The sequence below is a fragment of the Pseudomonas sp. S3(2024) genome, from assembly GCF_036861315.1.
GTDB classification, from domain to species: Bacteria; Pseudomonadota; Gammaproteobacteria; order Pseudomonadales; family Pseudomonadaceae; genus Aquipseudomonas; species Aquipseudomonas putida_A.
Map to the genome: position 1 here is coordinate 115,496 of NZ_JAZAQQ010000008.1, position 23,960 is coordinate 139,455.

At 61.5% G+C, this 23,960-nt stretch carries 20 protein-coding genes; 6 read left to right on the top strand and 14 right to left on the bottom strand.

Features of this window, described 5'->3' with window-relative positions:
- Positions 1-115: 115 nt before the first annotated feature.
- From VLA07_RS20400 to leuS, 5 genes are all read right to left on the bottom strand, one after another.
- Positions 116-1,438 (bottom strand): lytic murein transglycosylase, encoded by a 1,323-nt coding sequence (locus VLA07_RS20400; RefSeq protein ID WP_247268890.1) that lies wholly within the window; start codon positions 1,436-1,438, stop codon positions 116-118.
- Positions 1,439-1,499: 61 nt separating this feature from the next.
- Positions 1,500-1,664: an alternative ribosome rescue factor ArfA gene (gene arfA / locus VLA07_RS20405; protein ID WP_027612891.1), complete on the bottom strand. Its 165-nt coding sequence runs from the start codon at positions 1,662-1,664 to the stop codon at positions 1,500-1,502.
- Positions 1,665-1,863: 199 nt separating this feature from the next.
- Entirely contained in the window at positions 1,864-2,901 is a 1,038-nt protein-coding gene (holA, locus tag VLA07_RS20410; RefSeq protein WP_003228535.1) for a DNA polymerase III subunit delta, read from the bottom strand.
- 39 nt (positions 2,902-2,940) lie between these two features.
- A complete protein-coding gene (locus VLA07_RS20415; RefSeq protein WP_333990971.1) occupies positions 2,941-3,546 on the bottom strand; it encodes an LPS-assembly lipoprotein LptE in 606 nt (201 codons plus the stop codon).
- Positions 3,547-3,634: 88 nt separating this feature from the next.
- Complete coding sequence (gene leuS, locus VLA07_RS20420; RefSeq protein ID WP_333990973.1) at positions 3,635-6,241, bottom strand: leucine--tRNA ligase; 2,607 nt, start codon at positions 6,239-6,241, stop codon at positions 3,635-3,637.
- A 256-nt stretch (positions 6,242-6,497) separates the two neighbouring features.
- Between leuS and VLA07_RS20425 the strand changes: the two genes are divergently transcribed.
- Entirely contained in the window at positions 6,498-6,821 is a 324-nt protein-coding gene (locus VLA07_RS20425) for a hypothetical protein (RefSeq protein WP_096796296.1), read from the top strand.
- 105 nt (positions 6,822-6,926) lie between these two features.
- A complete protein-coding gene (locus VLA07_RS20430; RefSeq protein ID WP_330207155.1) occupies positions 6,927-7,706 on the top strand; it encodes a YdcF family protein in 780 nt (259 codons plus the stop codon).
- Between the two features lie 91 nt (positions 7,707-7,797).
- Here VLA07_RS20430 and lnt read toward each other — a convergent pair whose 3' ends face one another.
- The 5 genes from lnt to miaB form a co-directional block, all read right to left on the bottom strand.
- Entirely contained in the window at positions 7,798-9,321 is a 1,524-nt protein-coding gene (gene lnt / locus VLA07_RS20435; protein ID WP_333991198.1) for an apolipoprotein N-acyltransferase, read from the bottom strand.
- Positions 9,322-9,702: 381 nt separating this feature from the next.
- Positions 9,703-10,542, bottom strand: coding sequence for an HlyC/CorC family transporter (locus VLA07_RS20440; RefSeq protein ID WP_027612886.1), 840 nt, complete (start codon positions 10,540-10,542; stop codon positions 9,703-9,705).
- Positions 10,543-10,547: 5 nt separating this feature from the next.
- The gene (gene ybeY / locus VLA07_RS20445; protein WP_096795275.1) at positions 10,548-11,042 is read right to left on the bottom strand and encodes an rRNA maturation RNase YbeY; all 495 of its coding nucleotides are present in this window, start codon (positions 11,040-11,042) and stop codon (positions 10,548-10,550) included.
- Positions 11,035-12,033 (bottom strand): PhoH family protein, encoded by a 999-nt coding sequence (locus tag VLA07_RS20450; RefSeq protein WP_007960560.1) that lies wholly within the window; start codon positions 12,031-12,033, stop codon positions 11,035-11,037. The genes ybeY and VLA07_RS20450 overlap by 8 nt, the downstream gene beginning before the upstream one ends.
- 228 nt (positions 12,034-12,261) lie before the next feature.
- Positions 12,262-13,590 (bottom strand): tRNA (N6-isopentenyl adenosine(37)-C2)-methylthiotransferase MiaB, encoded by a 1,329-nt coding sequence (miaB, locus tag VLA07_RS20455; RefSeq protein ID WP_064589373.1) that lies wholly within the window; start codon positions 13,588-13,590, stop codon positions 12,262-12,264.
- A gap of 132 nt (positions 13,591-13,722) precedes the next feature.
- Between miaB and VLA07_RS20460 the strand changes: the two genes are divergently transcribed.
- Entirely contained in the window at positions 13,723-14,052 is a 330-nt protein-coding gene (locus tag VLA07_RS20460) for a DUF1820 family protein (protein ID WP_003185742.1), read from the top strand.
- Positions 14,053-14,176: 124 nt separating this feature from the next.
- Here VLA07_RS20460 and VLA07_RS20465 read toward each other — a convergent pair whose 3' ends face one another.
- The 4 genes from VLA07_RS20465 to VLA07_RS20480 all read right to left on the bottom strand — a co-directional run bounded on the left by VLA07_RS20465 (position 14,177) and on the right by VLA07_RS20480 (position 17,695).
- Positions 14,177-14,731 carry a tetratricopeptide repeat protein gene (locus tag VLA07_RS20465; protein ID WP_003228518.1) on the bottom strand — a complete coding sequence of 185 codons (555 nt, stop codon included), beginning with the start codon at positions 14,729-14,731 and terminating at the stop codon, positions 14,177-14,179.
- Between the two features lie 225 nt (positions 14,732-14,956).
- Positions 14,957-16,240 (bottom strand): glutamate-1-semialdehyde 2,1-aminomutase, encoded by a 1,284-nt coding sequence (hemL, locus tag VLA07_RS20470; RefSeq protein ID WP_333990991.1) that lies wholly within the window; start codon positions 16,238-16,240, stop codon positions 14,957-14,959.
- A gap of 15 nt (positions 16,241-16,255) precedes the next feature.
- Positions 16,256-16,879: a thiamine phosphate synthase gene (gene thiE, locus VLA07_RS20475; RefSeq protein WP_333990993.1), complete on the bottom strand. Its 624-nt coding sequence runs from the start codon at positions 16,877-16,879 to the stop codon at positions 16,256-16,258.
- Positions 16,880-16,897: 18 nt separating this feature from the next.
- Positions 16,898-17,695, bottom strand: coding sequence for a hydroxymethylpyrimidine/phosphomethylpyrimidine kinase (locus VLA07_RS20480; RefSeq protein WP_007960553.1), 798 nt, complete (start codon positions 17,693-17,695; stop codon positions 16,898-16,900).
- Positions 17,696-18,136: 441 nt separating this feature from the next.
- Here VLA07_RS20480 and VLA07_RS20485 point away from each other — a divergent pair, with 441 nt between their 5' ends.
- The 3 genes from VLA07_RS20485 (at position 18,137) to amn (ending at position 23,921) form a co-directional block, all read left to right on the top strand.
- Positions 18,137-20,491 (top strand): 7TM diverse intracellular signaling domain-containing protein, encoded by a 2,355-nt coding sequence (locus VLA07_RS20485; RefSeq protein ID WP_333990997.1) that lies wholly within the window; start codon positions 18,137-18,139, stop codon positions 20,489-20,491.
- 97 nt (positions 20,492-20,588) lie between these two features.
- Positions 20,589-22,238, top strand: coding sequence for an acyl-CoA dehydrogenase family protein (locus VLA07_RS20490; protein WP_115988826.1), 1,650 nt, complete (start codon positions 20,589-20,591; stop codon positions 22,236-22,238).
- Positions 22,239-22,421: 183 nt separating this feature from the next.
- Positions 22,422-23,921, top strand: a complete 1,500-nt coding sequence (gene amn, locus VLA07_RS20495) for an AMP nucleosidase (RefSeq protein ID WP_167734182.1) — start codon at positions 22,422-22,424, stop codon at positions 23,919-23,921.
- Positions 23,922-23,960: the final 39 nt, after the last annotated feature.

A 23,960-nucleotide genomic window follows, 5' to 3' on the forward strand; every position in this document is an offset into this window, starting at 1 on the left:
CCAGTGAGTCAGTCTTCGGGAGCAAGCCCCCTCCCACATTTGATTCGTGTCGTACACAGAACCAATGTGGGAGCGGGCTTGCTCGCGAAGGCGGCATCAGCCATACGGCTATCTTCTATTGAGTACGCAGGCTCTCAAGCAACTTATGCGTCGGATAACCATCCGCCGGCCAACCCAGCGCCTGCTGGGCACTGCGGATCGCCTTGCGGGTATTGGCGCCGATAATCCCATCCGCCGTTCCCGCATCGTAGTTACGCGCACTCAGCAGGGTCTGCAATTCGATACGTTCGGTACGGCTCAATGGCAGGTCGTCTTTCGGCCATGTGCCGTTGATCAGGCCTGCGCCATTGAAGCGCTCGGACAACAGGCTGACGGCCAGTGCATAGGACGACGAGTTGTTGTACTTGAGGATCGCCCGGAAATTATCGAGGATCAGGAACGCCGGACCACGGTAACCGGCCGGCAGCAGCAGGGCCGCGGACAGCTGTTCCGAACCGGCTGGGGCCTGACCGCCATTGGGCAGGATCACGCCGAGTTGACGCCATTCGGTGACGGTCTTGCGAATCGTGCCATCGGCGAGGGTGTAGTTGAAGCCGCTCGGCAGCTGCACTTCAAAGCCCCACGGCTGACCACGCTGCCAGCCGGAGCTTTGCAGGTAGTGCGCGGTGGAGGCCAGCGCATCGGCCGGGCTGCCCCAGATGTCGCGGCGGCCGTCACCGTCGAAGTCCACCGCGTGGGTGTTGTAGGTGGTCGGAATGAACTGGGTCTGGCCCATCGCACCGGCCCACGAGCCAAGCATCTTTTCTGGCGTGATGTCACCCTGCTGCAGGATCTGCAGCGCCGCGATCAGTTGTGCATGAGCAAATGCGGGGCGACGGCCTTCGTAGGCCAGGGTCGCCAGCGAGTTGATCACCGATTTGCTGCCCTGGAACTGACCGAAGTTGCTTTCCATGCCCCATACCGACACCAGTGCCTGGCGATCCACGCCATAACGCTGTTCGATGCTTTGCAGGATGTCGGCGTACTGACTGATCAGCGCCTGCCCCTTGCGCACTCGCAGCGGCGACAGGGCGCCATCGAGGTATTCCCATACTGGACGAGAGAACTCCGGCTGGCTGCGGTCGGCTTTGATCACACTGGCATCGAAGCTGACATTGGCAAACGCGCGGTCGAACAGATCGGCGCGGATCCCGGCTGCCAAGGCATCCTTGCGGAAACCCGCCTGCCATTCGGCAAAGGTCTGGGTTGGCTGAAGATCAAGCGGGTCAGCGGACGGCACTACCGGCGGGATGATTGCCGGGGCTGTTGCGACAGGGGCGGCTTGAAGGGGTTGCGCATCGGCGGCGGTAGGTTTTTCCGCGCAGGCGACAAGCAGAATGAAGCTGGAGGCAGCGATCAGTTGGCGAACGGGCCAACGACGGGAAAGACTGAAGGGCATGCACAGTTCCAGGGGATACGAATCAGGTGCAGACCTTAACATGACCAGGGGGTGCTGTGCTTCAGGCAGCCAGAAAGTAAGAAGCCTCCCAGCTATTAGACTGGAAGGCTTCGCGGCGGTAGCTGCCTTTACCCTTGGTTGGTCGTTCCTGGCGACTGCGGAACAGGGGTTGGGCGATGATGGATTTGGCCTTGTTCGGGCCATGTTTCGATGGCTTTTTGCTCATGAGGGTTCTCTCGGTAGGTGGGTGCTGCGGGGCGAATAATCTGCCGAAGCCGCGCGTCTGTCCAGCCTCTATTGCGTAGGAATATTCTGACGCCTTCGCGAGCAAGCCCGCTCCCACAGTCGACCGAGTTCTATCATGTGAATGCGATCGACTGTGGGAGCGGGCTTGCTCGCGAAAGGGCGTTATGCGGTTGAACGTCTTACTCGGCGGGCAGTGAAAGACGCTGGCCCGACATCAACAACGCCAACCGGCTCAGGCTCATCCACGGCGAACCGGCGGCCTGACCCTTGATCTGCGCATCGATGCGCTGGGCTTCGAGCAACAACTGCGCCCAGCGTTGCGCCGAGTAGCGTTGCAGGGCTTTGCTCATCAGCGGTTTGCGCTTGTCCCAGACTGGCGGTTTCGCCTGGCTGAAGCACTTGTCCAGCGGCGTGCCCTGGCTGTACTGCAGCGAGATATTGGCCAGCAGGCGCAACTCCCGCGCCAGTGCCCAGAGAATCACCGGTGGCTCGACGCCTTCACCGCGCAGGCCTTCAAGCATGCGCAAGGCGTGGGCCGGTTCGCCGTTGAGTACGGCGTCGGTCAGGCCAAACACGTCGAAGCGCGCACTGTCGGCCACCGCGGCCTGCACGGTTTCGACGGTGATCTGCCCACCTTCGGCCATCAACTTGAGCTTTTCGATTTCCTGCGCGGCGGCGAGCAGGTTGCCCTCGACGCGTGCAGCGATCAGTTCGACCGCGTCCTGGCTGGCCGACAAACCGGCTTGCGACAGACGCTGGCGAATCCAGCTCGGCAACTGGTTGGCGTCCACCGGCCAGATCTGGATGAACTGGGTCTGCTGGCCTTCGACCAGGGCCTTGCCCCACTTGGTTTTCTGCGCACTGCCGTCGAGCTTGGGCAAGCTGATCAGCAGCACCGTGTCTTCAGCGGGGCGCGAGCAGTATTCGATCAGCGCGGCAGCGCCCTTGTCACCGGGCTTGCCCGAAGGCAGGCGCAGTTCCAGTAGGCGTTTTTCGGCGAACAGCGACATGCTGGCGCCGGCCTGCAACAAGGTCCCCCAATCGAAATTGGCGTCGGCGGCGAACACCTGGCGTTCGTCGAAACCTTGCTGGCGGGCAGCACTGCGAATGGCGTCGGCGGCTTCCTGGCACAACAGCGGGTCATCGCCGCTGATGATATAGACGGGCGCGAGCGCGCCTTGCAGGTGTTTGCCGAGTTGAGCGGGAGCGAGCTTCATAAGAGAGGGCGAACGGGGCGCCTGAGCGCCCCGTACGTCTTACTGCTGCGGCAGTTCGAGCGGCGACTGACGCGGGGTTTCCGCTTCAGCTTTCTGTGCCGCCTTCAGCGCGTCGGCTTCAGCCCGGGCACGGTCGTTGGCCGCTTGCTGCAATTGCTGCAGTTGGCCCGGCGTCAGCTGTTGCAGGCGCAGCATCATGCGCTGAACCAGTTCGCGACGGGTTTCGCGACGGGCGTCGTTGGCTTCCTGATCGGAGCCGACGAGGTTGTTGCCGTCGTGGATGAACACTTTCTGCACTTCAAGCTTGTCGCTCAGCAGGTTCAGATTGTGTTCGCCTACGATGTTGTAGTTCAGCACGGTGGTCACTTGGTACTCACCCGTACGACCGGCACCGGCGTAGCTGAGGATACGCTGGTTTTCCTGTTCGTCAGCCAGATACAGCTTGTACGGTGCACCGCTGTAGACCTTGACGCCGCTGGACTCGAGCACCTGACGCAGCTGGGTGACGGTCTCGCCATAAGCGTTACGGGCGCTCAGATCGAGCTCCTTGATCGACAGTTCGTTGGTGCCGGTGCCACGCAGCTGGAAACCGCAGGCGCTCAGCAGAACGGCGAGGCCCATCACCAGCAGATTGCGTTTGATCATTGTGTTGCTCCCCTTGAAACCATGTGGGCCGACCCTGCGGCCCGAAAGGTTTTACAGTGCGTCAGGCGAACCTGACGCCCAATCCAATTTAGCTGGCGACGATGTTAACCAGTTTCCCTGGTACAACGATCACTTTGCGAATGGTCAGACCGTCGACGAAACGCAGCACGTTTTCGTTGGCGCGGGCCGCCGCTTCAACTTCTTCGCGGGTGGCGCTGGCCGGCATTTCGATCTGGCCACGCAGCTTGCCGTTCACTTGAATGACCAGTTGCAGGCTGTCCTGCACCAGTGCGCTTTCATCGACCGCAGGCCAGCCGGCATCAATCACCGGGTCAGCGTGGCCCAGTTGATTCCACAGCTCATGGCTGATGTGCGGCGTGATCGGAGCCAGCAACAACGTCACGGCTTCCAGACCTTCGTGAATCAGCGCGCGGTCCTGTTCGGTGCCTTGCGCAGCTTTTTCCAGCACGTTCATCAGCGTCATCACCTGAGCGATGGCGGTGTTGAATTTGTGGTTCTGGCCGACGTCATGGCTGGCCTGTTTGATGGCCAGGTGGATGGCGCGGCGCACAGCTTTCTGCTCGTCGTACAGGCCGGCGATGTCCAGCTTGCCCGGCAGGCCCTGGGTCACATGGGCCTGCGCCAGACGCCAGACGCGCTTGAGGAAACGGTGCGAGCCTTCAACGCCGGAGTCCGACCATTCGGCGCTCATGTCCGGCGGCGAAGCGAACATCATGAACAGGCGGCAGGTGTCGGCGCCAAACTGATCGATCATCGACTGTGGGTCGACGCCGTTGTTCTTCGACTTGGCCATTTTCTCGGTGCCACCGATTTCCACCGGCAAGCCGTCGGATTTCAGTTTGGCGCTGATGACCTTGGCCTTGCTGTCACGCTCCAGTTCCACGTCCGCCGGGTTGAACCAGGTGTAGGCACCATTGGCTTCGCGGCGATAGTAAGTTTCGGCGATCACCATGCCCTGGGTCAGCAGGTTCTTGAACGGCTCGTTGGAGCTGACCAGACCTTCGTCACGCATCAGCTTGTGGAAGAAACGCGCGTACAGCAGGTGAAGAATGGCGTGTTCGATACCGCCGATGTACTGATCCACCGGCAACCAGTGGTCGGCCGCGGATTTTTCCACCAGGCCACCTTCGAAGTGCGGCGAGGCGTAACGGGCGTAGTACCACGAGGACTCGACGAAGGTGTCCATGGTGTCGGTTTCACGCTTGGCAGGCTGGCCGCATTTCGGGCAGCTGCACTCGTAGAATTCCGGCATGCGCGCCAGCGGCGAACCGGCGCCGTCCGGCACCACGTCTTCCGGCAGCACCACCGGCAACTGGTCTTCCGGCACCGGCACGTCACCGCACGTGGCGCAGTGGATGATCGGGATCGGGCAACCCCAGTAGCGCTGACGGCTGATGCCCCAGTCGCGCAGGCGGAACTGGGTGCGCGAGGCGCCGAGGTTTTTCTTGATCAGGGCGACTTCCATGGCGTCGAACGCGCCGGTGAAGTCCAGGCCGTCGAACTCGCCGGAGTTGATCAGCGTGCCGTGCTCGCCGTAGGCGTCTTGCCACGGAGCCGGGTTGGTGTCGCCGGAGCTGGTGCGCACCACCGATTTGACCGGCAGGTTGTACTTGTGGGCGAATTCGAAATCGCGCTCGTCGTGCGCCGGAACTGCCATCACGGCGCCGTCGCCGTAGTGCATCAGCACGTAGTTGGCGACCCAGACCGGAAGTTTTTCACCGGTCAGCGGGTGCTCGACGAACAGGCCGGTCGGCAGGCCTTTTTTCTCTTGAGTGGCGACGTCGGCTTCAGCCACGCTGCCGCCCTTGCATTCGGCGATGAAGGCTTGCAGCTCTGGGTTGTTCTGCGCTGCCTGGGTGGCCAGCGGGTGCTCGGCTGCCACGGCAACGTAGGTCGCGCCCATCAGGGTGTCCGGACGGGTGGTGAAGACCTTGAGGGTGCCTGCTTCGCCGATCGAGTCGACGTTGTACGGGAACTGTACTTCCATGCCGCGGGATTTGCCGATCCAGTTGCGCTGCATGGTCTTGACCTGTTCCGGCCAGCCAGTCAGTTCGTCGAGGCTCTCCAGCAGCTCATCCGCATAAGCGGTGATCTTGAAGTAGTACATCGGGATTTCGCGCTTTTCGATCAGCGCGCCGGAGCGCCAGCCGCGCCCGTCGATCACTTGTTCGTTGGCCAGCACGGTCTGGTCGACCGGGTCCCAGTTCACGGTGCCGTTCTTGCGGTAGATCACGCCTTTTTCGAACAGGCGGGTGAACAGCCATTGTTCCCAGCGGTAGTAATCCGGCTTGCAGGTGGTCACTTCACGGGACCAGTCCACCGCGAGGCCCAGGCTGCGCAGCTGGGACTTCATATAGGCGATGTTTTCGTAGGTCCACTTGGCGGGTGCCACGTTGTTCTTCATCGCGGCGTTTTCCGCCGGCATGCCGAAGGCGTCCCAACCCATCGGTTGCAGAACGTTCTTGCCTTGCATGCGCTGGTAGCGGGAGATCACGTCGCCGATGGTGTAGTTGCGCACGTGCCCCATGTGTAGCTTGCCGCTGGGGTAAGGGAACATCGACAGGCAGTAGTAGGTTTCCTTGCCTGGCTGTTCACTGACTTCAAAGGACTTTTGCTCGTCCCAGAACGACTGGGCGGCGGCTTCGATTTCACGGGGCTGATATTGTTCGTGCATGGCTACTTTTGTACTGGATAGGGGTGGCCTAATCCTCTTCAACGCGCCCTCCGGGGGATGCTCCGGACAGGCTGGAAGTGGAATGACAGGAAGCGCCGTAGCATACATGACCGCGCTTGGCCTAGGGAAACCCTGATTACAGCTGTCTGGCCCCGGAAAACCGTGGCGAGGGCCGTTGGTCGCGGCGTTCAGCCGGTTTGTGCAGCGAAGCTAAGCTCTTATTGGGGAGTGAGTCTTATCTTCAATGAGGTGAGGGATGGTGGAGCAACGGCAGAAAAACGTGACGAAACCCGAGTTGTATGAACGGTTGATGGATCGTCTGGGCATGGCGCTCGACGCTGCAAAAACCGCTGGCCGGCTGCGCGATGAGCGCCCCGTGGAACTGGAATTGCGTGGCTTGAGCCCCGCCGAGTTCAAACTGGTCAAGGCCTATCTGGATCGCAGTGAGCGTGAATCGCATGGATACCTGTCGCAGGCAGTGAAACAGCTCGATGCAGCACATTCAGCCAAGGTCATCTGGCTCAAGGACAAGGCGCCCGGCAGAGACACCGTAAAGGTTCGTTCTGTGCAGGCCAAGTAATCGCATGGCAGGTCAAGTAACGGATCTTTTCCAACAGGATCCTACCTATCGGTTGTAACGTTTCATTAACACTCTTAGGCTTCGGGCATCTCTGGAGATGCCCCGATGCCTTTTCGTTACTTCATCAAACAACTGCTCTTGCCGCCCGGCATTCTTTTGCTGCTGTTGCTGGTCGCCTGGTGGCTGCGCCGCTCCCGGCCACGGCTGGCCGGCCTGTGTTTTGCTCTTGGCCTGGGTGGTTTCTGGCTGATGAGCCTGCCGGTGGTGGTGCAATGGGGCGCCAAAGCGCTGGAGCGTGAGCCGCCGCTGCCCCGTGAGTCGTGGTCGATATTGGCGCAGCGCGCCGATGCCATCGTGGTGCTGGGTTCCGGGCGCGAGCGCGGCGATCTGGCCTGGGGCGAGGACCAGCCAACCGGCGTGGGGCTGGAGCGTCAGCGCTATGCGGCGCGACTGGCCAAGGCCTCCGGGCTGCCGATTCTGACCAGCGGTGGCCTGCATTACGGCACGCCGCCGACCGAGGCGAAGCTGATGGCCGATTCGTTGCGCGATGATTTCGGCGTGACCACGCGCTGGCAGGAAGGCGAGAGCCGTACCACCTGGGAAAACGCCAAATTCAGCGCCGACATCTTGTTGCCCCAAGGCATCAAGCGCGTCGTGGTGGTCACGCAGGCCTGGCACATGCCGCGCGCCGTGTGGTGTTTCCAGCAGGCAGGATTCGAAGTGGTGCCGGCGCCCGTCGGGTTTCTCGGAACCGATAATGCGCGCCCGTTTGGTGGCTGGCTGCCGGAGTTCAAGTCGATCTGGCAGAGCGGGCAGTTGCTGAATGAGGCGGTGGGGCAGGTGGGGTATTCGCTGTTTTACCGGGGTGATGCCAACCCTGATTGATTGGGTGCTACTGATGTCCATTCGCGAGCAAGCCCGCTCCCACATTTGAATTGCATTCCAAATATGGGAGCGGGCTTGCTCGCGAAGCTTTTTAAAGGGTTTTCGACATCCGGCTCGCCATCAGCGCCCAGCCAAACAGCAGCACACAGACGATGATCAGCGGCCATGAACGCCATTGCAGGTACGGCGTCAGGTTGTGCATCGGCACCACTTCGCCATACAGAATGCCCTGTTCGAACTGCGGGATCTGCTCGGTGATCTGCCCGAACGGGTTGATCAGTCCGGTCACGCCATTGTTCGTAGCGCGGATCATCCAGCGGCCGGCCTCAAGTGCGCGCATTTGCGCCATTTGCAGGTGTTGCAGCGGGCCGATCGAGGTGCCGAACCAGGTGTCGTTGCTGATTGTCAGCAGCAGATCGCTGCGTGCCGACAGCCCAGCGGCGAATTCCGGGTACACCACTTCGTAGCAGATGAATGGCGCGATTTGATAACCCTTGGCCTGCAGCAGCGGCTGATCCGCCGGACCGCGAGCGAAGTCGGACATCGGCAAGTCAAAGAACGCGATCAACCCGCGCAGCAGATCCTGCAACGGTACATACTCACCGAACGGCACCAGTTTCTGCTTGAGGTAGGTGCCATCGCCTTCGCCGACCACGGTGATGCCGTTGAAGAAGCGTTTTTCGTGACGAACCGTCTCGCGGATCGGCACCCCGGTGATCAGCGCCGATTTACGCTCGGCGGCGAAGTTGCCCATCATGTTCAAGTAGCCCTCGGCGGACTCCTTGAGCACCGGTACCGCGGTTTCCGGCCAGATCAGCAGGTCCACCGGCTTCGAGCGAAAACTCAGGTCGCGATACAGCGCCAGTTGCGCGTTAAGCTGCGCCGGATCCCATTTCATGCTTTGTTCGACGTTGCCCTGAATCGCAGCGATGCTCAGTGCCGGGCCGGACGGGCTGGTCCAGGCGTGGCCCTTGAGCGCAATACCCGCCACCCATGGCCCGACCAGCAAAAGCAAACCGGCCGCGATAAAGCCTTTACGACCGGTTTGCAGCAGACGCGGTGCGTTGTAGATCAGCGCCGCAGTCAGCGCCAGAACGAACGACACCAACCACATGCCGCCCACCGGCGCGAGCCCGGCCAATGGGCCGTCGAGCTGGCTGTAGCCGGAGTAGAGCCACGGAAAACCAGTGAGGAACCAGCCACGAAACGCTTCCTGCCCGACCCACAGCGCGGCAAACGCCAGCGCATCGGCCAACGGTGCCTCGTTGCGGCGCAACCAGCGCGCCCAGACCCAGGCGGGCAGGGCGAAGAACAGCGCGATCGCTGCGGTGAACAGCAGCATCAGGAACCCGGCCAGCAGCACCGAGGCACCGCCGAAGTGGTGGATGCTGTAGTAGATCCAACTGGTGCCGGCGCCGAACAGGCCGAAACCGAAACACCAGCCACGGCCCAGCGCCTGACGCGGTTTCAGCTCGCGCAGGCCGGCGTAGAACAGCCCAACCGCGAGCAAAGCCAGCGGCCAGATGTTGAACGGGGCGAGGGCGAAGGTGGTGATTGCACCGGCCGCCACGGCCAGCAGGTTACCGGGCCAGCCGGGGCGGGTTGTCCAGCGCAGGGGGTATGTCATCAGCTATTTCCTGTATCGCGCCGGGTCTGCTGTTACACAGGGCAAGGCGCGAGGAGTGAAGTTTGGTTTTTCAAATGAACGACGAGCAACGCAGCCCTGCGTAACAGCCGGCCCGGCCCTCCGGGTTACGCCTGAAAGCGGGGCCGGCTGCGTTGCAGTCCTTGGAAAGGGGATGCCACTCCCCGCGGACTGCGCCTTTTCTGGCCCGCTTTCAGGCGTAACCCGGAGGGCCGGGCCTGCTGTTACGCCAGGCTGCGTTGCAGTCCTTGGAAAGGGAATGCCATTCCCTGCGGACTGCGCCTTGCCTGGCCCGCTTTCAGGCGCAACGCGATACAGGAAATAGCTGATGACATACCCCAATCCTTAGATTTAACGAGCGATTGGCGTCAGTCGCAGCAAATGAATCCGACGGCTGTCGGCGTTCAGGATGCGGAAACGATAGGCGCCGATTTCAGTGATTTCGTTGCGTTTTGGCAAGTGCCCGAACGCGCTCATCACCAGACCGCCGACGGTGTCGAACTCGTCGTCGGAGAATTCGCTGTCGAAGAACTCGTTGAAGTTCTCGATCGGCGTCAGGGCCTTGATCAGGAAGTCACCGCTGGGCAGCGGCTTGATGTAGCTGTCTTCTTCGACGTCGTGCTCGTCTTCGATGTCGCCGACGATCTGTTCCAGCACGTCTTCAATCGTCACCAGGCCGGCGACGCCGCCGTATTCGTCGATGACGATGGCCATGTGGTTGTGGTTGGCGCGGAATTCACGCAGCAACACGTTCAGACGCTTGGACTCGGGCACGAAGGTGGCCGGGCGCAGCAGGTCCTTGATGTTGAAGCTGTCACCGTTCTCCTTGAGGATCAGCGGCAGCAGATCCTTGGCCAGCAGCACGCCCATCACGTCGTCGTGGCTTTCGCCGATGACCGGATAGCGCGAGTGGGCCGAGTCGACCACGGCCGGGAGGAATTCACGGGGTGTCTGGTTCGCCTTGATGCTGATCATCTGCGAGCGCGGCACCATGATGTCGCGTACTTGCAGGTCAGCCACTTGAATGGCGCCTTCGACGATGGCCAGCGCTTCGCTGTCCAGCAGTTTGTTCTGATGTGCATCACGCAGCAGCTCAAGCAGCTCCTGACGGTTCTTCGGCTCGTGGGCAAAAGCCTGGGTCAGTTTACCCAGCCATGACTTCTGCCCGTTGCTCGATCGATCTTCGCTCATAGCGATTACTCTGAATCCTTTGTTGTAACGATAGGGGATGTTTCGGCTTCGTCGTCCGCGTACGGATCGGGATAGCCCAGTTCGGCAAGCAACTCGCGTTCCAGTGCTTCCATTTCTTCGGCTTCGTCGTCATCTATATGGTCGTAACCGAGCAGATGCAAGCAGCCGTGAATGACTAGATGTGCCCAATGGGCCTGGAGTTCCTTGCCTTGTTCGGCAGCCTCGCGCTCGACCACGGCCACGCAGATCACCAGATCGCCGAGCAGCGGGATGTCGAGAAACTCGTCCGGGACTTCGGCCGGGAACGACAGGACGTTGGTCGCGTAATCCTTATGGCGCCAGGTGTGATTCAGCTCACGACCTTCTTCCTCGTCAACCAGACGAATGGTCATTTCCGAGTCGGCGCTGCGCTGGCGCAGGGCCAGTTCGCACCATTTGCGGAAGTCGGCTTCACTCGGGGCGTTCGCTTCGGTAGCGATTTGCAGATCCAGCTCAAGCATCGCGCGAGGTTTCCCTGGCGGCTTCGGCACGGGTCTCGAAGCGCTCGTAGGCCTCGACGATCCGCTGCACCAATGGATGGCGCACGACGTCTTTGGGCTGGAAGTGGGTGAAGCTGATGCCCGGGACGTCCTTGAGCACTTCGATCACATGATGCAGCCCGGACTTGGTGCCGCGCGGCAGGTCGACCTGGGTGATGTCGCCGGTGATGACCGCGGTGGAGCCAAAGCCGATCCGGGTCAGGAACATTTTCATCTGCTCGACGGTAGTGTTCTGGCTTTCGTCGAGAATGATGAAGCTATTGTTCAGCGTACGACCGCGCATGTAGGCCAGCGGCGCGACTTCGATCACCTGGCGCTCGATCAGCTTGGCCACATATTCGAAGCCGAGCATTTCGTAGAGGGCGTCGTACAGCGGGCGCAGGTACGGGTCGATCTTCTGGCTCAGGTCGCCGGGCAGGAAGCCGAGTTTTTCACCCGCTTCAACCGCCGGACGTACCAGCAGGATGCGGCGGATCTGCTCGCGCTCCAGGGCATCAACGGCGCAAGCCACGGCCAGATAGGTCTTGCCGGTACCGGCCGGACCGATGCCGAAGTTGATGTCGTTGCCGAGGATTTCTTTCACGTAGCGCAGCTGATTCAAGCCGCGTGGGCGAATCATGCCTTTCTTGGTGCGCAGGGCGACGGAGGCTTCGGCGGGGGCGTGGTTGTCCAGTTCGACGACGGCCGATTCCTGGAGGAACAGGTGCACCATGTCTGGCGACAGTTCGGTACCCTTGGTTTCGCGGTACAGGCGGCGCAGCAGGTTTTCCGCAGACGTGGTGTGCTTGGGGTCGCCGATCAGCTCGAACTGGTTTCCGCGATTGCGGATCTCGATGGCCAGGCGCTGTTCGATCAAGCGCAGATGCTCGTCGAATTGCCCGCACAGATTGGCGAAGCGGCGAGCCTCAAAGGGCTCGAGGATAAAACGATGTGGTTCTATGGGTGCGTTCAAGGTCGTATTTAGCCGCCCTGGGGCAATTAAGATGAAATCAAGGATAACGCCAGTGGCGTGGGTGCGAAAGCTCTTAAATGGATGAGTACATTCTAAAGAACAATGCTGTCCACTGTGGGAGCTGGCTTGCCAGCGATAGCGGTGCAGCAGGCGACATATTTGTCGGGGCTGATGGCCTCATCGCTGGCAAGCCAGCTCCCACAGGTTTCTCTGTGCTTCTGATATCTATTACTGGATCAACGAGCCGCGCAGCGAGTGCGGTTGCGCCGCGTCGATGTGCACGTCGGCGAACTGGCCGATCAGGGTCGGATTATCGCAGCGGAAGTTGACGATACGATTATTCTCGGTACGCCCTTGCAGCTCGCCCGGGTCTTTCTTCGAGTAGTCGGTGACCAGAATGCGCTGGATCGAACCGACCATTTGTCGGCTGATCTCGAACCCTTGCTGATTCAAGCGATGCTGCAAGGCGTTCAGGCGTTCTTTCTTCAGCTCTTCCGGGGTGTCGTCGGCCAGATCGGCCGCCGGGGTGCCCGGGCGCTGGCTATAGACGAACGAGTAGGAGAAGTCGAAACCGACATCGGCAATCAGCTTCATGGTCTGTTCGAAGTCTTTCTCGGTCTCGCCAGGGAAGCCGACGATGAAGTCCGAACTGATGCAGATGCCCGGCACGGCAGCGCGCAGTTTACGCAGCTTGGATTTGTACTCCAGCGCGGTGTGGTTGCGCTTCATCGCCGCGAGGATCCGGTCGGAACCCGACTGCACCGGCAAGTGCAGGTGTTTGACCAGCTCCGGCACTTCGGCGTGGGCCTGGATCAGGCTGTCGGAGAACTCCAGCGGGTGAGAAGTGGTGTAGCGGATGCGGTCGATGCCGTCGACAGCGGCGACCACGCGGATCAGCTCGGCCAGATCGGCCAGGCGACCGTCATGAGTCGTACCGCGATAACCGTTGACGTTCTGCCCGAGCAGGGTCACTTCACGCACGCCGTTCTCGGCGAGGTGGATGATCTCGGCAATTACGTCATCGAACGGCCGGCTGACTTCTTCGCCACGGGTGTAAGGCACCACGCAGAACGTGCAGTACTTGCTGCAACCTTCCATCACCGACACGTAGGCGCTCGGGCCGTCGATGCGCGGCTCGGGCAAATGGTCGAATTTTTCGATTTCCGGGAACGAGACGTCGACTTGCGGCAACTTGCTGCTGCGTGCGGCGTCGATCATTTCCGGCAGGCGGTGCAGGGTCTGCGGGCCGAAGACCACGTCGACGTACGGCGCGCGATCACGGATCGCCGCGCCTTCCTGGCTGGCCACGCAACCACCGACGGCGATCACCATGTCCGGGTTGGCCAGTTTCAGTTCGCGCCAGCGGCCGAGCTGCGAGTACACCCGATCCTGAGCACGTTCGCGGATCGAGCAGGTGTTGAGCAGAATCACGTCGGCGTCTTCGGCGCGGGCGGTGACTTCCAGGGCCTGATGTTCGCCCAGCAGATCGACCATGCGCGAGCTGTCGTACTCGTTCATCTGGCAACCGTGGGTTTCGATGTAAAGCTTCTTGGCCATGGATTTTGGTCGTCACGTGATTCAAAGAACCGCGCATTATAGGGAACAAGCCCTCAGGTTCCTACCGCTGTGCGTCCGGTGGCTATGCTATAGTTTGCGCCCTCATTTTTATCCCCGATGTTATCCCCCGCCATGACCAAACGCGAAGCTCCAATCTATAAGGTGATTTTCCTCAACCAGGGCCAGGTGTTCGAAATGTACGCCAAGCAGATCTATCAAAGTGATCTGTGGGGTTTTCTGGAAGTGGAAGAGTTCGTCTTTGGCGAGCGCACGCAAGTGGTGGTCGATCCGAGCGAAGAGAAGCTCAAGGCGCAGTTCGAAGGCGTGGTGCGCAGCTTTGTGCCGATGCATTCGATCGTGCGCATCGACGAGGTGGAACGTCTGGGCACCCCGAAAATCAGCGAAGCCCGTGGCGCGGTCGGCAATGTGATGCCGTTTCCGATGCCGATGCCTGAGAAGTAGGGCTCAGAACCGCGTCGCCCCCTTCGCGAGCAGGCTCGCTCCCACAAAAGATCTTCGCAGCGCTGGAGATCAAATGTGGGAGCGAGCCTGCTCGCGAATGGGGATAGTCAGAGCAAAGCAGAAATCAGGGAAGCGGCGAGAACGGCGTACGCCCATCGGCGCTCTGCAGTTCCATCAGGTATTTACGGAAAATTTGCCCGAGCACCTGGGTCGCGGTTTCGAGGTCTTCGCGGGACATTTTTTCGGAAACTTCGTCGGCGGTGTCCAGCGCATCTTCGGCGCCGTTGACCGCGGCCATCTTCAGCACGATGTACGCCTGAATGTTGTTGGCCTGCACGCCTTCGCCGTGGAAGAACATGGTGCCAAGCTTGAACTGCGCCTGAGCGTGGCCTTGCAGCGAGGCCTTTTCGAAATAGCTCAGGGCTTGATTGAGATCGCGTGGCGCATTCTTGCCGTCGTAGTAGAACTCACCCAACTCGTATTGCGCTTGCGCATCCCCTTCGTCGGCCGCTTTCTGGCAGGCGGCCAGTGCCTGCGTGACGTCTTGCGGCTGAGTGTTGAGGGTGCAACGCCCCATCGCCGGGATCAACAACGAGTTGCCGCCTGCTTGTGCATGCGCGAGCAGGGGCTGAAGGAGCAACAGGCAGCCCAAGGCAAGGGTGCGGCCGGTGCGGTTCATGGGAATCGACTTACCTCTGAAGGGCACGCGGACCCATCGAGGGATCCAATAAGCGCGCATTATGAAATAAGCAGGGCCAACCTTACAAAGTCTTTACTCGTTTTTCTGCCGCGCGGGGAATATATCGGCCACTTTCTGGCGGATTTTTGGCAGAGGCGTGGGAAAAACAGCGTGGGTGTAGGTGAAAGCTGACGCTGGCAATGGCCAACGTCAGCGGTACGGCGATTACTTCAATGCAGCGAAGGCGCGTTCGGCAGCGTCCAGGGTGATTTTCAGCTCGGCTTCGCCGTGAGCGATCGAGGTGAAACCGGCTTCGAATGCACTCGGCGCCAGGTACACGCCGCCTTCCAGCATCAGGTGGAAGAAGCGACCGAACAGTGCTGCGTCGCTGGCCATCACGTCTTCAAAGGTGACGATGTCGTCGGCACCGCTGAAGTACAGACCGAACATGCCGCCGGCCTGAGTGGTCACGAACGGAATGCCCGCGGCATCAGCGCGTTGTTGCAGACCGTCGAGCAGGCGCGTGGTGTAGTCGGTCAGCTCGGCGTGGAAACCCGGACGGCTGATCAGACGCAGGGTGGTCAGACCGGCGGCCATCGCCAGCGGGTTACCCGACAGGGTGCCGGCCTGATACACCGGGCCCAGCGGCGCGATGCGCTCCATGATTTCACGCTTGCCGCCGAAGCAGCCGACCGGCATGCCGCCGCCGATGATTTTGCCGAAGGTGGTCAGGTCCGGGGTTACGCCGTAGTACGCCTGAGCGCCGCCGAGGGCAACGCGGAAACCGGTCATCACTTCGTCGAAAATCAGCACCACGCCATGCTTGTCGCACAGCGTACGCAGGCCTTCGAGGAAACCCGGTGCCGGCGGCACGCAGTTCATGTTGCCAGCGACTGGCTCGACGATGATGCAGGCGACGTCCTGACCGACTTCGACGAGCATCTTTTCCACGGCGTCAATGTCGTTGAACGGCAGGGTCAGAGTGTGTTTGGCGAACGCTGCCGGGACACCGGCGGAGCTTGGTACGCCTTGGGTCAGCGCGCCGGAACCGGCCTTGACCAGCAGGCTGTCGGAGTGACCATGGTAGCAGCCTTCGAACTTGATGATGCTGTCACGACCGGTGTAACCACGGGCCAGACGAATCGCGCTCATGGTCGCTTCGGTGCCGGAGCTGACCATGCGCACCATGTCCATCGACGGTACCAGCGAGCAGACCAGGTCGGCCATCTCGGTTTCCATCGCGGTCGGCGCGCCGTAGGACAGGCCGTGTTGCAGTTGATTGCGCACTGCATCGAGCACGTCCGGGTGGCTGTGGCCGAGGATCATCGGCCCCCACGAACCGACGTAATCCACATAACGCTTGTCGTCTTCGTCAGTGACGTAGGCGCCTTCGGCATGCTTGAAGAACAGCGGTGTGCCGCCCACACTCTTGAACGCGCGAACCGGCGAGTTCACGCCACCGGGAATGTGTTTCTGGGCATTGGCAAACAGGGTTTCGGAACGAGACATGATCGGGCTCTCAAATCAGATTTTCAGAAGTTCGTTGAAGGCGCGGGCGCGGCGGGTCACTTCGGCGGTGCTCTCGGCACCGAACAAACCGTGGACCACCGCCAGCAGGTCGACCCCGTGGGCCACCAGTGGCGCGGCGTTGTCGAGGGTGATGCCGCCAATCGCGCAGACCGGCAGATGCAGCTTGCGTTTGGCCTCGTCGAGCAGATCGAGGCTGCAGCTTGGCGCGCCGGGTTTGGTGTTGGAATTGAAGAAGCGACCGAAGGCGACATAGCTCGCGCCTTCCTTGGCGGCCTGTTCAGCCAATTCAAGCTGCGCGTGGCAGGTCGACCCGATGAAGGCCTTGGAGCCGAGCAGGGCGCGGGTCGGCGACAGCGGGCCATCGGTCTGCCCCAAGTGCACGCCGACGTTGAGGCGCGCGGCCAGCTCGGCGTCATCGTTGATGATCAACTGCGTCTTGTAGCGTTCGCACAGATCGCGCAGCGCTTCGGCCTCGCGCAGACGGCGGGCCTCGTCGCTGCTTTTGTCGCGGTATTGCAGCAGGGTGACGCCGCCTTCCAGCGCCGCCTCCACGTAGGACAGAAACTTGCCCGCCAGCAATTGGCTGTCGGTGATGGCGTACAGGCCACGTAGTTTCATCAGGCAGACCTCACGACGTTACGAGCAAAAATCCAGCGGCAGGCGACGCGGCACGAACTGGCCTTTGCCCAGCTGTTCGGCATCGCGCAGGGTGCGCCAGGTGTAATCCAGTGCAGTACGCACCGCGCTGGCGAGGTTTTCACCCTGGGCCAGCCGACCGGCGAGGGCGCTGGCCAATGTGCAGCCGGAACCGTGATAACTGCCCGGCAAACGCTGGCAATAGAAGGTTTCACGCAGGCCGTCACGGCTGTACAAGCGATTGTGGATTTCAGTTTCGTCGCCATGGCCGCCGGTGATCAGCAGGTTTTTGACGAACGGCAGGAGTTTTTCCGCGCACTCATCCGCGGTGCCTTCGGGCAGTTCGGCGAGAATCCGCGCTTCAGGAAGGTTGGGGGTGGCAATGATCGACAGCGGCAGCAGACGCTCGCGCATCGCATAACCGACTTCGTCCTTGCCCAGGCGTCCGCCGCCGCCGGCACGCAGCACCGGGTCGCAGACCACTGGCAAGTGCGGGTGCGCAGAGAGCAGTTCGACCACGGTGTCGACCATTTCCAGCGAGCCGAGCATGCCCAGTTTGACCGCAGCGACTTCGGAGTCGTTGAGCACGGCATTGGCTTGCGCCAGCACCCACTCACGGTCGAGGACGCGGAAGTCAGTGACGTTGACGGTGTCTTGCACGGTCAGGGCGGTGACGGCCGGAGCCGCATGGCAACCCTGCGCGAGCAGGGCTTCGATATCTGCCTGCAAGCCGGCGCCACCACTGGGGTCGTGGCCGGAGAGACAGAGGACAACGGGGCGGGAGCTGTAGATATTCATGGTGCGCGAGCTTACCACCAAAGCTGATTTTGGGGTTCAGTCCTGACGGTGTTTGCGAGCAGATTGTCGGACAACACTGCAGCTACCATTGTGGCGAGGGAGCTTGCTCCCGCTGGGTTGCGAAGCAACCCCCTGCATTTATTCAGGCACAGCGCATTTACAGGTTTTACGACTGCTGCGCAGCCGAGCGGGAGCAAGCTCCCTCGCCACAAAAGCGGATCGCAATGATTGAGTTGACCAACTCAACAGCTCTAGCTCGCTGCTTTGCTCTGAAACGCCCGTTCTAGAGCCTTTGTAGGAAAAATTTCGATGGTGCTCAATGGCCATCAACGGCTATGCTAGTCTGGATCCAAACCAATAACAGGTAATACCGGTTTTACGTCTACTCAAAGGGAATGGGGGGCTTCCTGACACAACCGGACGAGCCACGCTGGGGCTTCAATGCGCTATTTGCTGATGTTGCTGTTCTGCTTGCCCCTCCTCGCAAGCGCCGTCGAGTTCGACGAAAATACCCAGAGCCTTCCCCTGGGCCGCTCCATGCAAGTGTTCGAAGACCCGAGCGGTCAGGCGAACATCGCCGACGTCCGTGCTCAAGCGGCGGCGGGCAATTTCAAACCCCACGACAAAGCCACGCTCAATGCCGGTTACTCGCGCTCGGCGTTCTGGCTGAAGATCGACCTGCATTACCGTCCGAACAACCCGGCCGCGCAACGCACCTGGCTGCTGGAGCTGGCGTATCCGCCGCTCGATCACCTCGACCTTTATACGGCCGATGCCAATGGCGACTACCGGCTGATCCGGCAGACCGGCGACGCCTTGCCGTTCGCCAGTCGCGAGATCCGGCAGAACAATTACCTGTTCGACCTGACCTTCGCCCCTGACCAGCAAAAAACCGTGTACCTGCGCCTCGCCAGTGAAGGTTCGATCCAGGCGCCGGTGACGTTATGGTCGAGCACCGCGTACCTCGAGGATCAACCGGTGCGCCTGTATGTGCTGGGGATCATCTATGGCGTGCTGCTGGGGATGCTGGTCTACAACCTGTTCATCTACCTGAGCGTGCGCGACACCAGTTACCTCTATTACATCTTCTACATCGCCTCGTTCGGCCTTTATCAACTGTCGGTGAACGGCGCGGCGGTCGAGTATTTCTGGCCGGACAATCCGTGGTGGGCCAACGCCGCCACACCGTTTTTCATCGGTTGCGCCGGGTTGTTCGGCAGCCAGTTCGCCCGCAGTTTCCTGCAGACCAGAACCCACAGCCGCTGGCTCGACTATCTGCTGATCGCCCTGATCGCGTTCGGCGCGCTGGTGGTCGGGCTGTCGCTGATGACCAGTTACGCATTGTCGCTGCGCCTGGCGACCCTGTTGGCGCTGGTGTTCACCGTGGTGATCTTCGCCGCCGGGATTCTCGCCTGGTGGCGTGGCTTGCGGGTGGCGCGTTATTTCATCATTGCCTGGTCGGCATTCCTGCTCGGCGGCATCGTCAATACGCTGATGGTGCTGGGCCTGCTGCCGAACGTGTTCCTGACCATGTACGCCAGTCAGATCGGTTCGGCGATCGAAGTCGCGCTGCTGTCGCTGGCGCTGGCCGATCGCATCAACGCGATGCGCGAGCAACAGGCGCAAACCCTGTTCGATGCCGGGCAGAAACTCGAAGTGCTCAACCAGCAACTGGCCCACAGCAACAAGCTCAAGGATGAATTCCTCGCGACCCTGACCCACGAATTGCGCACGCCGATGAACGGTGTGATCGGTTCGCTGGAACTGATGCAGACCGTCGAGCTGGAGCCTGAACTGGAGCAATACCAGCAAACCGCCGCTGGCTCTGCCCGGGACATGATGCGCATGGTCAACGGCATCCTCACCCTCACCGAATTGCAGGCCGGCAAGCTCAAGGCGACGCCGGGCAGTTTCAGCCTGCGCGCGGTGGTCGAGGCCTTGCGCGTGCAGTTCGACGGCAACGCGGCGAGCAAGTCGCTGGACTTCAAGGTCGAGGTGCTGCCGACCCTGCCGGATCGTTTGCACGGCGACAGCGCAAAACTGGCGCAGTGCCTGGAGTGCCTGCTGGACAACGCGATCAAGTTCACCCGGGTCGGTGGTCTGGCGCTGCGGGTGACCGGCAAGCCGACGGCGGACAACCGCTTGGCGTTGTCGTTTGCGGTGATCGACACCGGCATCGGTTTCACCGATCTGGGCGAGGCGACGATGTATCAGCGCTTCTTCCAGCTTGATGGCTCGATGACCCGCGAATACGGTGGGCTGGGCGTGGGGCTGGCGATCTGTCGGCAACTGGTGGAACTGCTCGGCGGCAAGCTGACTCACCGCTCCCAACCTGGCAGCGGCAGCCGTTTTCAACTGGATGTCGAGTTCGAGCTGCCGCCGCTCGAAGCGGTACCAACCCCGGACACGCTGAACGAACGCAGCCGTGCGCCGCAGGACTGCACGGTGTTGCTGGTGGATGACAACAGCGTCAACCAACTGGTGATGCGCGGCATGCTGCTCAAACTGGGGTTCCGCGTACGCACTGCGGACAACGGCATGGCGGCGCTGGACTGTCTGCAACGGGAAACCTTCGACGCGGTGCTGATTGATTGCCAGTTGCCCAATCATGAAGGCGCGTCGTTGTGCTGCCAGATTCATGGGTTGCCCGGCTGCGCCAATCTGCCGGTGTTCATGCTGGCCCTGGGCACGGATCGCGAGCACTGCGCACCTGGCACGCGCATCGATTACCTGAACAAACCGGTGAAATTCGAAGACTTGCAAACGGCACTGGAGCGTCGGGTGCTCAGCGCGTAACAGGGTGAAAGCGCCGACAGTTCGGCGCATATGACACTTTGATCAACCGCGGGCCGGTGCTTAACTGAATCCCTTGGCTGACCAAAGGAGCCCCGTCATGAACCTGCATCAGTTCGCCGAAACCCACGAAGTCACCAACCAGCCACCGTCGCTGGACGGTGCCAACCTGTACCGCATCGACCTGCCATTGCAGGAGTGGTCGCGCCGCTTTGGTGCTGGGTGGGCCGAGTCGCGGATCGATGCCTACGGTGCTCTGGCCGGTGGGCCGCTGATGGCGGCAGGGTTCCTTGCCAATCAGAACAAACCGGTGTTTGTCAGCCATGACCGCTACGGTCATCGCATTGATCTGGTGGAATTCCATCCCGCTTATCACGAGCTGATGCGCACCGCGATCGAACATGGCCTGACCTCATCACCCTGGACCCATCCGCAGGACGGCGCGCATGTCGCCCGCGCCTCGATGAGCTATCTGCACAGCCAGGCCGAGGCAGGCAGCGGTTGCCCGTTGACCATGACCTTCGCCAGCGTCCCGGCCATGCGCTTGCAGCCGGATCTGGCCGAACAGTGGCTGCCGAAAATTCTCGCCACCGAATACGACCCGCGTAACGTCGGCATGGCGCACAAGGCCGGCGTGACCATCGGCATGGCGATGACCGAGAAACAGGGCGGCACCGACGTGCGGGCCAATACCACCAAGGCCTATCCGGTCGGTGCCAGTGGCCCGGGGCAGGCCTATGAACTGGTCGGGCACAAGTGGTTCTGCTCGGCGCCAATGTGCGATGCGTTCCTGACGCTGGCGCAGACCGACAAGGGCCTGACCTGCTTCCTGCTGCCGCGCCATCGCCCCGACGACACGCGCAATCAGTTCTACATCCAGCGCCTGAAGAACAAACTCGGCAACCAGTCCAATGCCTCCAGCGAGGTGGAATTCCGTGGCGCTTTGGCATGGATGGTCGGCGAAGAAGGGCGCGGCGTACCGACCATCATCGAGATGGTGGCGATGACCCGTTTCGATTGCATGGTCGGCTCCAGCTCGCTGATGCGTCAGGCGCTGACCCAGGCCAGCCACCACTGCGCGCACCGCAAGGTCGGCGGCAAACTGCTCAGCGAGCAACCGTTGATGCAGAACGTGTTGGCCGATCTGGCGCTGGAAAGCGAGGCCGCACTTGCGCTGAGCCTGCGCATGGGCAAGGCGCTGGATCATCTGGATGATCGCCATGAAGCGCAATTCGCCCGCCTGGTGACGGCGGTGGGCAAATACTGGATCTGCAAGCGTGCCCCCGGAATGATCAACGAAGCCGCCGAGTGCATGGGCGGTGCCGGGTATGTCGAGGAGAGCATCCTGCCACGGCTGTATCGCGAAGCGCCGGTCAACTCGACGTGGGAAGGCTCGGGCAATGTGCAGTGCCTGGATGTCTTGCGCGCACTGTCGAAAGAGCCGGGTGTGCTCGATGTGCTGTTCAGCGAGTTGGGCGATGGACATGGCGATAAACGTCTGGCTGCGCATATCCAGCAGTTGCAGGCGCAGTTCAAGGACACCAGCGACATTCAGTATCGGGCGCGGCAACTCACCGAAGACATCGCGCTCGGTTTGCAGGCCAAGCTATTGCTGGAGGCCGGCAACTCGGCGGTCAGCGACGCGTTCATTGCCAGCCGCCTGAGTGGTGGCGGCCGGGTCTACGGTGCATTGCCGCGTGGGCTGGACGTCGAAGCCATCGTCGCCCGCGCTACCCCCCAGGGTTTCTGACCCACCACAAATCCCCTTGTGGGAGCGGGCTTGCTCGCGAATGCGGTGTGTCAGTCAATGGATAGGTCGACTGACACTGCGCATTCGCGAGCAAGCCCGCTCCCACAGGGGGATCTCCATTGATAGGGAGATTTGGATATAGCCACAACGCCACTGTTCCCGTGACGCGATGTTGCAGGCAAGATGAAGCTCTGCAAGTCAGAACACAGGAAGCTGATCGTGACCGAAGCGTTTATTGTCGTTCAAACCGCCGAACAAGCCGTGGATCGTCTGGCCGAGCTGCATGAGCGGGCCACCACTGCGCTGAACTCGGCGCTCAAGCGTTACCTCAAGGATCGCGTCGAGCCTGACGCCGAACAGCGTGCCCTGTTTCGCTATCCCGAACTGCGTCTGACCTACCTGTGTCAGGGCGAAGTCCCGCAGACCACCCGCGCCTACGCCAAGGTGCAACTGCCGGGCACTTACAGCGTCACCGTCACCCACCCCAAGGCGTTCCGCAAATACCTGCTGGAACAGCTGGTGCCGTTGATGCATGACTTCACCGTGACCGTGGAAGTCGGTGTCAGCCAACAGAACATTCCGTACCCGTACGTGGTCGAGCAGGGCGATGAGCTGGCCGGCTCCGGCGTTACCGCTGCGGTGCTGGCGCGGGTGTTCCCGAGTACCGATCTGTCCGCCGCCACCGATGGCATTGCCGACGGTCTCTACGACTGGGAAAACACCGATCCGCTGCCACTGGCGCTGTTCGATGCCGCGCGCGTCGACTTCTCCCTGCGTCGCCTGGTGCACTACACCGGCAGCGACTGGCGGCATGTGCAGCCGTGGATTCTGCTGACCAACTATCACCGCTATGTCGACCAGTTCATCGTTCATGGCCTGGAGCAACTGCGCAACGACCCGCGTTTCGTGCGCATGGTGCTGCCGGGCAACGTGATCATCGAGAAGGGCATGGACCACGGTGAAGCCTCGGCGATTGCCGCTGGCGTGGTCTGGCACCGCTACCAGATGCCGGCCTATCACCTGATCGCCAACGACGGCCACGGTGTGACCCTGGTCAACATCGGCGTCGGCCCGTCCAACGCCAAGAACATCACCGACCACCTGGCGGTGCTGCGTCCGCATTGCTGGCTGATGATCGGTCACTGCGGCGGCCTGCGTCAGTCGCAGACCATCGGCGATTACGTGCTGGCCCACGCCTACATGCGTCGCGACGGGATTCTCGACCGCGTGGTGCCGCCGAACATTCCGATCCCGGCACTGGCGGAAGTGCAACTGGCGCTGCAGCAAGCCGCGGCCAATATCACCGGCGAGAAGGGCGAGGAGCTGAAAAAACGCCTGCGCACCGGCACCGTGCTGACTTACGACGACCGTAACTGGGAACTGCGCTGGGCGCAGGAACGTCCGCTGATCAACCTGTCCCGCGCCGTGGCGGTGGACATGGAAAGCGGCACCATCGCCGCCCAGGGTTATCGCCTGCGAGTGCCCTACGGCACGTTGCTGTGCGTCTCGGACAAACCGCTGCACAGTGAAATCAAGCTGCCGGGCTCGGCCAACGCGTTCTATGAGCGTGCGGTCAGTCAGCACTTGAAGATCGGCATCGCGGCGGTGGATCTGCTGCGCACCGAACTCAACTCGCTGCACTCGCGCAAACTGCGCAGCTTCGACGAGCCGCCGTTCCGTTAACGGTTAGTCGTGGTCATTTGGCGGTCGGGGCACTAGCAT